Origin of the sequence: Ensifer aridi (assembly GCF_002078505.1) — a bacterium.
GTDB classification, from domain to species: Bacteria; Pseudomonadota; Alphaproteobacteria; order Rhizobiales; family Rhizobiaceae; genus Sinorhizobium; species Sinorhizobium aridi.
Genome location: NZ_LUAV01000001.1, coordinates 50328 through 61318 on the forward strand (window position 1 = coordinate 50328; position 10991 = coordinate 61318).

At 58.5% G+C, this 10991-nt stretch carries 5 protein-coding genes and 8 pseudogenes; 5 read left to right on the forward strand and 8 right to left on the reverse strand.

Annotation, left to right across the window (positions count from 1 at the left end):
• Positions 1 to 70: 70 nt before the first annotated feature.
• Positions 71 to 1474: an aspartate aminotransferase family protein gene (locus AYK65_RS00225; protein ID WP_081157731.1), complete on the reverse strand. Its 1404-nt coding sequence runs from the start codon at positions 1472 to 1474 to the stop codon at positions 71 to 73.
• Between the two features lie 191 nt (positions 1475 to 1665).
• Here AYK65_RS00225 and AYK65_RS00230 point away from each other — a divergent pair, with 191 nt between their 5' ends.
• Positions 1666 to 2130 (forward strand): Lrp/AsnC family transcriptional regulator, encoded by a 465-nt coding sequence (locus AYK65_RS00230; protein ID WP_081157732.1) that lies wholly within the window; start codon positions 1666 to 1668, stop codon positions 2128 to 2130.
• Positions 2131 to 2212: 82 nt separating this feature from the next.
• On the opposite strand, the pseudogene AYK65_RS32860 reads toward AYK65_RS00230, so the two are convergent.
• Together AYK65_RS32860 and AYK65_RS00240 are read right to left on the reverse strand one after the other, a co-directional pair.
• Positions 2213 to 2350 (reverse strand): annotated as a pseudogene (locus AYK65_RS32860) (short-chain fatty acyl-CoA regulator family protein); the annotation flags it as partial.
• 56 nt (positions 2351 to 2406) lie between these two features.
• A pseudogene (locus AYK65_RS00240) lies at positions 2407 to 3586 on the reverse strand (transposase); the annotation flags it as partial.
• Between the two features lie 68 nt (positions 3587 to 3654).
• Between AYK65_RS00240 and AYK65_RS00245 the strand changes: the two are divergent.
• Positions 3655 to 3849 (forward strand): annotated as a pseudogene (locus AYK65_RS00245) (transposase); the annotation flags it as partial.
• A 24-nt stretch (positions 3850 to 3873) separates the two neighbouring features.
• On the opposite strand, the gene AYK65_RS00250 reads toward AYK65_RS00245, so the two are convergent.
• Both AYK65_RS00250 and AYK65_RS00255 read right to left on the reverse strand, forming a co-directional pair.
• On the reverse strand, positions 3874 to 4149 hold the full coding sequence (locus AYK65_RS00250; protein ID WP_081157733.1) for a hypothetical protein: 276 nt from the start codon (positions 4147 to 4149) through the stop codon (positions 3874 to 3876).
• Between the two features lie 18 nt (positions 4150 to 4167).
• Positions 4168 to 4287: pseudogene (locus AYK65_RS00255) on the reverse strand (transposase domain-containing protein); the annotation flags it as partial.
• 944 nt (positions 4288 to 5231) lie between these two features.
• On the opposite strand from AYK65_RS00255, the gene AYK65_RS00260 reads away from it, so the two are divergent.
• Entirely contained in the window at positions 5232 to 7703 is a 2472-nt protein-coding gene (locus AYK65_RS00260) for a penicillin acylase family protein (RefSeq protein WP_081157734.1), read from the forward strand.
• A 76-nt stretch (positions 7704 to 7779) separates the two neighbouring features.
• On the opposite strand, the pseudogene AYK65_RS00265 reads toward AYK65_RS00260, so the two are convergent.
• A pseudogene (locus AYK65_RS00265) lies at positions 7780 to 8085 on the reverse strand (Re/Si-specific NAD(P)(+) transhydrogenase subunit alpha); the annotation flags it as partial.
• 106 nt (positions 8086 to 8191) lie between these two features.
• Here AYK65_RS00265 and AYK65_RS00270 point away from each other — a divergent pair.
• Entirely contained in the window at positions 8192 to 9391 is a 1200-nt protein-coding gene (locus tag AYK65_RS00270) for an IS256 family transposase (RefSeq protein ID WP_046118692.1), read from the forward strand.
• Positions 9392 to 9525: 134 nt separating this feature from the next.
• On the opposite strand, the pseudogene AYK65_RS00275 reads toward AYK65_RS00270, so the two are convergent.
• Positions 9526 to 9776: pseudogene (locus tag AYK65_RS00275) on the reverse strand (Re/Si-specific NAD(P)(+) transhydrogenase subunit alpha); the annotation flags it as partial.
• 241 nt (positions 9777 to 10017) lie between these two features.
• Between AYK65_RS00275 and AYK65_RS00280 the strand changes: the two are divergent.
• Positions 10018 to 10284: pseudogene (locus tag AYK65_RS00280) on the forward strand (transposase); the annotation flags it as partial.
• A gap of 288 nt (positions 10285 to 10572) precedes the next feature.
• Here the strand turns inward: AYK65_RS00280 and AYK65_RS00285 are convergent.
• Positions 10573 to 10862, reverse strand: a pseudogene (locus AYK65_RS00285) (Lrp/AsnC family transcriptional regulator).
• Positions 10863 to 10991: the final 129 nt, after the last annotated feature.

Genomic DNA, 10991 nt, shown 5'->3' on the forward strand with positions numbered 1-10991 from the left:
GCGTCATGCAATCGTTGATGACAAGTTTTCTGGCGGCCGCGATTATCGGACGCCTTGGCTCAAATATCGATCAGAGCCTCTGGCCGTCGCGAACCAGTTCGTCCATGACGGAGCGAACGGCCTTCTCGGCAATCGAGACGATCTCGTCGACTTCTTCCTTTGTGGTGACGAGCGGCGGCGCAAAACCGAGAATGTCGCCATGCGGCATTGCGCGGGCAATCAGGCCGCGGTCACGGGCAGCTTTGGAGACACGAGCTCCGACCTTCAGCGACGGATCGAAACGTTTCTTGTTCTCACGGTCGCCGACAAACTCGATGGCGCCCATCAGGCCCACACCACGCACTTCGCCGACGATCGGCAGCTGGGCGAACTTCTCCTTGAGCTGTGCCTGGAAATAGTCGCCGACCTCACGGGCATTGCCCGGCAAATCTTCCTTTTCGACGATGTCGAGCACCGCATTCGCTGCGGCCGCACCGATCGGGTGGCCGGAATAGGTGTAGCCATGCGAGAAGGCGCCGACACGATCGGCGCCGTCTTCCAGCACCCTGTAGACCTTCTCCCCGACAATTGAGGCTGAGAGCGGGAAGTAGGCCGACGTCAGCCCCTTGGCGACTGTGATCAGGTCAGGCTCGATGCCATAGTGCTGTGAGCCGAACATCGAGCCGGTGCGGCCGAAGCCGGTGATCACCTCATCGGCGATCAGCAACACGTCGTGCTTCTTCAGCACCGCCTGGATGGCTTCCCAATAGCCTTCCGGCGGCGGGGTGATGCCGCCTGTGCCGAGAACCGGCTCGGCGATGAAGGCTCCGACATTGTCGGGGCCAAGCGTTTCGATCATCTCGTCGAGCTCGGCGGCGCGGCGGGAGGAGAATTCCCGCTCGGTCTCGCCGGGGTTCGCGCCCCAATAGTGATGCGGAACACCCGCATGGAGGATCCGCGACAGCGGCAGGTCCATGTGGTCATGGTAGAAGCTCATGCCGGTCATCGAGCCGGAGACGACACTACAGCCGTGATAGCCGCGCTCACGCGAGATGATCTTCTTCTTGGCTGGCTTGCCACGCAGGTTGTTGTAGTACCAGACGAGCTTGGCCTGGGTCTCGTTGGCGTCCGAACCGGACATGCCATAGAACACCTTGCTCATGTTGCCGGGCGCCATCCTCACCAGACGATCCGACAGAATCGCAAGCTCGTCCGTCGTGTGCGCCGCATAGGAGTGGTAGTAGGCGAGACGATAGGCCTGGCGGGAGATCGCCTCGGCAACCTCGGTGCGGCCATAGCCGACATTGACGCAGTAGAGGCCAGCAAAGCCGTCGATCAGCTGGTTGCCGTGCGCATCCTGGATGCGGATCCCCTTCCCCGCATTGACGATGGTCGGCTCGCCAAGCTTGCCGGCCGCAAAGTCCTTCAGCTGCGTAAACGGATGCAGGACCGTGTTGCGGTCCTTCTCGGCGATGTCCTTGATGTTAACGGTCATTTTAAGCCCCTTCCGTAGCGCGATGATCTTAGCCGGCGAACAGGAAAGCATCGCAATGCGCTCAATCGAACGTCCGCACCCAATTTGGATGCGCCAATGTGCCGCCAAACTGATGCAGATTGACGGCGAACATCATGCAGTCTATGCAGGATTCCTCCGCAGCTCCCTATTGTTTGCAGGATTCCTCAACCATGGCGCTCGATCGCGCGGACATCGCGCTTCTTAAGGCCGTTCAAACGAACAACAGGCTCACGTCCGAGGAATTGGCCGAGCGGGCGAACCTCTCTCCTACGGCCTGTCAGCGCCGGCTCAAGCGCTTGCGCGCCGAAGGCGTTATCGAAGCCGACGTTTCTATCGTCTCACCTAAGGCGGTCGGCAGGCAGGTGACAGTCGTGGTTCTTGTATCGCTTGAGCGCGAGAGGGCTGACATAATCGATCGCTTTAAGTCGGCAATCAGGAACACGCGTGAGGTCATGATCGGATACTACGTGACCGGCGAAGCCGATTTCCTCCTCGTCGTCACCGCAAAAGACATGCAAGACTACGAGCAGTTCACCCGGCGCTTCTTTTACGAGAATAATGACATCAAAGGATTCAAGACAATGGTGGTCATGGATCGCGTCAAAGCCGGGTTCAATTTTCCTATCGAAGTCTAGTGGGATGATCTCAATGCACTGCTTCTTGTGGGTTGGGATCAGGTGACTGGCTTCTCTTCCATTGTGAGCGGCTCCCTTTATCCAGCGCCACGACCCGGTCCAACCCCGGAACTCCAAATGCCCCTCCGCCTGAGCTCACTGTTCGGGCGATCGAGAAGAACCGCTGCCCATCAGGCAGTTCTAGCCATTGCGTTACCGCCGTCCATGGTGCCGAAAACACCTATGCAGTGCGGGGCTGTTGAGAAATCAATTGACAGCGGCTGCTATGCGGATGCCACCGACGAACCAGATGCAAAGGCTTTTCCATTTATGAGGCGATATCGGGCGGAATTCGCAGCTTCTCGGCAGTACGGCCGTCAGATAGGCTTGGATCTTCATATTTGTCAGGCCGCGCCGGATCGCCCTCGATGGGGTCCGTGCCAGGTCTTGGCTTCGCCATGACATCCCTCTGAGCGCCAACGGTGGCGTTGGTACAAGGCTCGGTCTTCATCCGACCAGCGTTCCCGCTGGCGGCGAGCTCGGAGAAGCGCAGGATAGTCATCGCCGAGCACCACAGCTTTATTGACCCGGCCCTTCGAGAGGCAAAGTCGGGCCATATCGCAATGTCGGCAGTCGGCGGCTCGTGATGTAAAGAAGCGCCCATGTTTGATGGCACGACCTGCCTTCAGGATTTTGCCGCGCGGACACTTGAAAACATCATGCATGGGTCGTAGCGAAAACGTCGCATCGGCACCGGCCTGCGGATCGGTTCCGCCTTTGCTGGAATCACTGCCTGGATGGCGCGTTGCTCCATGCCTGCAAATACCTTAGCTTAGGCGTAACCTGCATCGGCTGTCGCGGTCTTGATCGCTGCCCCTGTCATGTCAGCGACTGTGTCAAGGCGATCAAGTATGACCTGTCCCTCATTCACCTCGCCGGTCGTAACCTCCACGTCGAGAACTACACCGCGGGAATCATCTACTACCGCGTGCTGCTTGTAGGTTGGTTCAAGCCGGCGATTGCGCCCGTTGGTAGCCATGGAAGCGTCAGGGTCAGTGGTACAAACCTTCTTGTATTTGCCGGTTTTACGACTATTTCGTTCTCCATCAGTGTCTTCGTTAGCGATGGCGATAGCATCCACATGGCGAACTGCGATGCTCTCCCAGCTCACATCCGCACGGATGAGGGCATCTACATGTACAATCTCACCGTTGGCGATCTTGGCTGCCGCGCAGACTTTTACCGTTCGCTCAAAAATCTTACGAAAGCGGTCGGCACCCCAACGCTGACGGATTCGGGTCAGCGATGAATGGTCAGGAAGCACTTCATGCAGACGAAACCGACAAACCAGTGGTTCGCAATGTTAACCTGCGCCTCGGGCATACACCTTAGCCAGTATGTGATCGTCTGGGACCAACTGCCGCAGCGAGCCGCACATGTAGAGTTCGAGCTGATCGCGTTCCTTACGGCCGAGCATCGTGAAGGCTCCAAAGAATCAACGATAACTCAATTGAATCAGAAGCATGGGACTTCTTCAACAGCCCCCGCGTCCACTTCATGCGCGACGTGCTCGCCCATGCCGGCAAGAGCGGCCGCCGTGTCGTCTCCGCCTTCATCGCCACCGCCTTCGCCCAGGACACACCGGAGACCGCCAGCGCCCAGTGGCGCGCCGTCGCCGACCCGATCCGGTCCAAGGTCCCGAAGCTCGCCGCCATCATGGACGAGGCCGAGCATGACGTATCCGTCCGGTGAGGACCGCGGGGGTTACTGCACCGAACCTTTGGCCTCTGTGACAGGCTTGGGCGGCGCGTCACCCATCTCTGTGGGCACATTGATCATGTACCGAAGATTATCGATACCGTCCTCCGTGAAGACGACGATAGGCTCGCTCCATTCTGAGGCTTGGACGCTGTCGTAGGCGCTGAGGCGTCCGTCCTCGGAGAACATTCCGATGGAGCAATCGTGGAGAAAGGCCTCATTCTCCTCGAGCATTTCGGCCACGTATTTGAGGGTGTAGAGGGTCGTGTTGCGATATTCCATCGTCGGTCCATTCTTCGGTCAGGCGACCTTGTCGGTAGCCACTTTCGAAGAAGACCAGTTCCACGGCAACAGCTCTTCGAGCCGTGCGACCGGCATGTCGGCAATGCGGGCGAGGATGTCGGCGAGCCAAGCCTGCGGAACCCGTGGATCGGCTCGCTTGGTTGCAGTCGCCACTGCCGCGAAGGGTAACTATTACTGAAGAACTGTGCGACCGGCCAAAAATCGTCAGGTCTTGACGGGGTAGCCGAGATTGTGCACATTTTGGTTGGTGTTAAACACTTCGGCGAAACATTGCTCGATAACGATGGTCCCGTCCGTCGCCGATAGCGCTATACGGCGTGTCATTTTTCAGTCTCCACCGGTAGGACGAACCCTATGCATGATCGAGCACGACAATCGTGTCAATGGATAACCGAAATTGCGCTCTGAAGGGGAGAAAGTTCAACTCGGCGTGCGACTGCCAAAATGTCCTCAATTTGGAGATCACTACTCCCTCAAGGTTTAGAATCTGGGACAAGCCGACACCGCCCAGGCGGCTTCGCCTCAGGCGAAAGCTGAAATAGAGAAGCGGCTGAACTACGGTATGCCAACAAGCCTGCTGGTGATTCCTTCGATGCCGACTTCAGGCCGACGTTCGTGACCGCACCGAAGAACCGGCCAGACCGCTGATGGACTGACGCAGCCTGCTGCGGAAAGCAAGTAGAAGTTTATCGAGCGCCCGGAAAGTCTGGATCAGCGGGTAGGCGAAATTGCACTCTTTCGCACATCCGCACGCAGGAAAACGGCTGGACCAAAGTGCAGAGTTGCTCGGGCAATTGCTTGTTTGATTTGTCATTGGCCCGCAGATTTGGCGGTTGGCGTTCTCGCCGGGCCGCTCGCTGGGCGGCCAAGTTTAGCCATGCTGATGGACGGTGTGAGGGTGCCCGGCCTATGTAGGAGAAACGTTCCGAGACCTTATTGGAGCGATGTCACGCTACACCGCAAGATCTCCAGAAACTGGAACGCAATGGGGCACAGTCAGCTATCCGCGATGAGAAGCCAAACGGACCGAAGGCCCGCCCGAGCAAGTCAGGGAGTGAAATATGACCTCGAACGTCCATGCCGCAAACCTTGCGCCTTCCAAGCATAACCAGAACCGACGTATCGACCGAGCTTTGTGCACACTTGCTGCAATGGCATTGATAGTGAGCGCCGGATTGGCGCGCGGAGCGGAAAGAGCGAACATGGAGGCCGTCGAGGTGCCGGGCCTTCAGGAGCCAGCTGAAATTATCGTCGATCAATGGGGCGTCTCCCATATCTACGCAAAAAGTGAGCGGGATGCATTTTTCCTGCAGGGCTGGAACGCGGCGCGAGACCGTCTTTGGCAGATCGATTTGTGGCGTAAACGCGGGCTTGGCCGCCTCGCCGCGTCCTTCGGGCCCGACTATGCCGAGCAGGATAGAGCAGCGCGTTTATTTCTCTATAACGGTGATATGGAAGCCGAATGGGCCGCCTATGATAAAGGAGCACGCACCGCCGCGGAAGCTTTTACCAACGGCGTCAATGCCTATGTGGCGCGCGTCAAGGCTGATCCGAAACTGTTGCCGATCGAGTTCCGCCTGTCTGGGTCAGAGCCTGCGACATGGAACGCTGAAGATATCGTGCGCATCCGCTCCAATGGCCTGACCCGCAATGTCACGTCGGAAGTGAAGCGGGCGCGCTCAGCCTGTGCCGCCGGGATCGAGGCCGATGCCCTACGCCAGAAGCTGCTGCCGCCAGTTACGCCAACCCTGCCGGAGGGCCTCGATCCTTGCTCCATACCCGAAGATGTCCTGCGTGATTTCGTGCTGGGCACGGACGCCGTTTCCTTCCCGCCCCATACGAAAAAGGCGTCACTGAACGATCCGCAAAGCTACCGAACACGGCTTGCTGAGCTCGAAACTTCGATCTCAGCTACCGGCTCGAACAATTGGACCATTGCACCTTCCCGCACCGTGACAGGCCGGCCGATCCTAGCAGGCGATCCGCACCGCGATCATGCGGTGCCTTCGCTGCGCTATGCCGTGCACCTCTCCGCGCCTGGTCTGAACGCCATCGGCGCTGGCGAACCGGCGTTGCCGGGTATCTCGATGGGGCACAATGATGCAATTTCGTTTGGCTTGACCATCTTCCGCATCGACCAGGAAGACCTTTATGTCTACGAACTGGATCCTGCCGATCCCAACCGCTACCACTACAAGGATGGCTATGAGACCATGCGGACGGTGACTGAGGAAGTCCCGGTTAAGGGCGAAGAGCCGCGGAAGGTCGACTTGAAGTTTACGCGGCATGGCCCGGTTATCTACATCGATAAGCAGAATAATCGTGCGTTCGCGCTACGCTCGATCTGGTTCGCGCCGGGCTCATCACCTTATTTCTCCTCGCTCGGCTTCATGAAAGCCCAAAACTGGGACAGTTTCCGCAAAGCCGCAGAAGGCTGGGGCGCACCTTCGCTCAATCAGGTTTACGCTGACACCAAAGGCAATATTGGGTGGACAGCATCCGGCTTCGCTCCCGTGCGCCGGAATTGGGATGGATTACTGCCGGTGCCCGGCGACGGACGTTATGAATGGGACGGCTTCCGTAAGGGCAGCGAATTGCCGTCGGCATACAATCCCGAGCAGGGTTATTTTGCCAGCGCCAATGAGATGAACATTCCGGAAGGACACCCGCTGCATGATAGGATAGGGTTTGAATGGGCAAGCGACTCGCGCAGCCAGCGCATTCGGGAAGTGTTCGCCGCAAAAGAAAAATGGACGTTAGCCGACGCAATGGCGTTGCAGGTTGATGACACCAACTTCCTCGGCCGGCGGATCGCCAAATTGCTAGGGCCACTGCAAAGCGACAATAAAGAGATTGCGACCGGCTTGAAATTACTCAAGGACTGGGACGGTCGTACCCCGGTGGACAGCGCGCCGGCCGCCTTGGCAGAGGTATGGCTGTCAAAGCATCTCGGACGCAGCGTGGTGGCGGTTGCCACGCCCGAAGCGGCGCGCGGTATTGTCGGTGGAGGCGATCTGGACGCGATCGCAGATCTGCTTGAGACGCCTGACAAGCGGTTTGGCGACAACCCCCAGGTCGCACGCGACCGCATTCTGCTAGAAACTCTGGGCGAAGCGGTGCAGGAGGTGTCCGAACGACTTGGTCCCGATCCTGCGAATTGGGCCTGGGGTAAGCTGCATCATGCCGCGTTTGAGAACGCCATGGCAGCGCGCGCCGATGCGCTGACACAGGCGCAACTGAATGTTGCACCGCTGCAGCAGGGTGGCTCCAACTATAGCCCGATGAATGCTTACTATCGCAACAGTGATTTCCGCACTACCAGCGGCGCCTCATACCGTATGGTGCTCGATGTCGGCCGCTGGGACGAGAGCGCTTTCATAAACGCGCCGGGGCAGTCGGGCGATCCGCAAAGCCCATTCTACCGTAACCTGGCACCGATGTGGGCGAGCGGGGCCTATGCGCCGCTACTCTATTCGCGGGAGGCAATCGAAGCCGCGGCGTTCAAGCGCTACGAGCTTACACCCAAGAATTAAGGCTCTAGCTGTGAGCTTCCAATAGGCTGATGGGGTTGTTTTCGGCGTGGTGAGCTCAAGCACCTTCGGACTCTCCGTAACCGCCCGTCGCGGCGCCGCCCTGCTGCTGTTCTTTGAAATCGAGGAAAACGAATTCGGCGCCCATCGACTCGATCTGTTCCGCCAGTTCCGGGGGAACGTCGAAGGCATAGGTGATTGCGTCCAGCGAGGTCGCAGTGCCGATCGAGGCCAAGCCCGCCACGCCGGCGCCTATGATCAGAACCTTCGCCGGCGGTACTTTCCCAGCGGCTGTAACCTGGCCGGTGAAGAAGCGGCCAAAGTTGTTGCCGGCTTCGATAACCGCTCGATATCCGGCGATGTTGGCCATCGAGGAAAGCGCAATCAGATCGTGTCCCCGAGAGTGGTGTAGGTCCTGAGGATTAGGTGGCCATCAGTGTTTTTCCGGCAGGGTCGGGTTGTTCAAGACCAACCTGATGGAAAGACCACCGATGACCGACGAGATGATGAACGTGCGCTCGCTTGTTGAGAAGAGCGCTGACGCGGATTTGTTGCGCGAGATGATTGGCTTTGCGGCCGAGCGGCTGATGGAGCTGGAGATCGGCAGCGCGACCGGTGCTGGCTACGGCGAGAAGAACCCGATGCGGCTCGCCCAACGCAACGGCTACCGTGACCGGGACTGGGAGACACGGGCTGGAACGGTCGAGCTTCGCATCCCGAAGCTACGCAAAGGTAGCTATTTCCCAACTTTTCTGGAGCCCCGTCGCATGGCGGAGAAGGCTCTGACGGCTGTTATTCAGGAAGCTTACATCCAAGGCATCTCAACGCGTTCCGTCGACGATCTCGTCAAGGCGATGGGTATGAGCGGCATCTCCAAGAGCCAGGTGAGCCGCCTGTGCGAAGAGATCGATGTCAAGGTGAAGGCCTTCCTCGAAAGACCCATCGAGGGCGATTGGCCCTATCTCTGGATCGACGCCACCTATCTGAAGGTCCGGCGCGGCGGTCGCATCGTCTCCGTCGCCGTCATCATCGCCGTCGGCGTCAACACCGACGGTCGGCGCGAGGTCTTGGGCATGGAGATCGGCACGTCCGAGGCCGAGCCGATCTGGACTGAGTTCCTGCGCAAGCTGACGCGACGGGGTCTCAGAGGCGTCAAGCTGGTCGTCTCCGATGCCCATGAAGGGATAAAGGCCGCAGTCTCAAAGGTTCTATCGGCCACCTGGCAGAGGTGCCGGGTCCACTTCATGAGAAACGCCCTGGCCCACGCCGGAAAGAGCGGCCGACGGGTGGTCTCCGCCTTCATCGCCACCGCCTTTGCTCAGGATACATCGGAGGCGGCGAGCACCCAGTGGCGCAACGTCGCCGACCAGATCCGGCCGAAAGTGCCGAAGCTCGCCGCCATCATGGACGATGCCGAAGGGGATGTGCTCGCGTACATGACTTTCCCGAAAGAGCACCGGGCCAAGCTGCATTCGACAAATCCGATCGAACGTCTCAACGGCGAAATCAAGCGACGCACTGAGGTCGTTGGCATCTTTCCCAACGACGAAGCCATCGTCCGTCTGGTCGGCGCATTGCTGCTCGAGCAAAACGATGAATGGGCGGTGCAGCGTGCCAGGTACATGACACTTGAGACAATGGCATCAATGAGCGATGATCCACAAATCAGCCTGCCTGCAGTCGCACGCTGATATCCCCTCCGGCCCGCGCCGGAAAGCACGGCCGCTTGCCGGAAGCTACACCACTTCCTGAGACACGATCCGCAATCAATTTTTTGTGCGCGCGAAATGCGCGGAACCATATCCATGGCTATCACATTCGCGCCCGTTGTATTTGCCTGTTCAAGCAGGCTCGCGTTCTGCCCCGAATAGAAGAACGAAATGAGCGTCTTGCACGGGCCGAGCTGTTCGGCTTCGGCAGCTTCGGGCGGGCGAACCTAGCAATGACGTCTGCGGAGGCATCGGCGCTGCCAGCGACCGTGACGCATGCGCCGCGGTAGGCTTCATCGAAAAAGCCCGCCGCCTTCCCGGCTCCACTCTCAATGAAACAGTCGTAACCGAGCTTTCGTAATTGCAGGCGCGTTCAGGTGTCATCGCAACGCGCCTCGGCGTTGGACCGCTCTTTTGGAGCTCCAATTTTCATCTTCATTTTTACCGCAGTCCTCTCGCAGCTCGTCACCCCACGCAGACGGAGCATCGAACGGCACACCTACAGCAGGTTAAATTTGGACTGTATACTGCACTGGGATGTACGCGTGACTAATTGTACCCCTCCGGTGACGGTCACCGGAGGGGTACAGCATGACGTGCTCGCCTAAATGAGCTTCCCCAAACAGCACTGGGTCAAGCTGCATTCGACCAATCCGATCGAGCGGCTGAACGGCGAGATCAAGCGGCGCACCGAGGTCGTCGGCATTTTTCCCAACGACGACGCCATCGTCCGCCTCATCGTCCGCCTCGTCGGCGCATTGCTCTTGGAGCAGAACGATGAATGGGCGGTGCAGCGCGCCCGCTACATGACACTGGAAACCATCAGCCAAGTGAGCGATGATCCGCTCATCAGCCTGCCGGCCGTGGCACGCTGATCTTGCCGGCCGCATGCCGGAAAGCGCGGCAACCAACGCCGTCAGCTACACCACTCCATGAGACACGATCAGAACAGGCGCATTCGCCCCATCAATTCGTCCCTGGTTCGCTGCTCCGCAAGACGTTGGACTGCATCGCGCCAAGCTTAGCAGCCGCACAACAGGACGAATTCGTCGCTCGCGTCAGTTCAAAACAGCGACGGTAAGTGGCTCTTCGTGCTTCTCTCGACTCGTGTTTGTAGAAGTCGTTGGAGACGAGCGTCTTCTCGGCTTGTGTGGTTCAGAACATCAAATATCGATTGGAACGGCGAAACTCGCTTTAAATCCGATCCATAACCCCCATTATCTTGAAACCCTTGATGTCGGCGTTCTCATAGAAAAACGGCGGGTGAAACGTTCGTAGTCCTCCATGTCGTTGGCGGTCACGACCAGCATGAAGTCCGCTTCTCCGGTCACATCGCTTCAGTCGTCGCTGGCAAGCTGTCGATGACAGATGCACTGCCTCAGCCAATTCGTCTGAGGTCAGACGGTTATTCTTCTGAACAAAGAGCCATATCGGTACGATCTAACTCAATCATCCGTATTGGACACAAAAATTAGCAGTCGCGCGATAGCGTTTCATGCAACAGAAACAACGTTCACGGGCCGGCGATTGAGGATGTCACGCAGAATTTCTAGTACCGTAGAGAGTTGCTTTAGGTCCTTTG

Bases quoted from the DNA above. Each gene is read 5' to 3' on its own strand.
- AYK65_RS00250 (WP_081157733.1), bottom strand. From the start codon at position 4,149: ATGGAATATCGCAACACGACCCTCTACACCCTCAAATACGTGGCCGAA.
- AYK65_RS00270 (WP_046118692.1), top strand. From the start codon at position 8,192: ATGACCGACGAGATGATGAACGTGCGCTCGCTTGTTGAGAAGAGCGCT.
- AYK65_RS00225 (WP_081157731.1), bottom strand. From the start codon at position 1,474: ATGACCGTTAACATCAAGGACATCGCCGAGAAGGACCGCAACACGGTC.
- AYK65_RS00230 (WP_081157732.1), top strand. From the start codon at position 1,666: ATGGCGCTCGATCGCGCGGACATCGCGCTTCTTAAGGCCGTTCAAACG.
- AYK65_RS00260 (WP_081157734.1), top strand. From the start codon at position 5,232: ATGACCTCGAACGTCCATGCCGCAAACCTTGCGCCTTCCAAGCATAAC.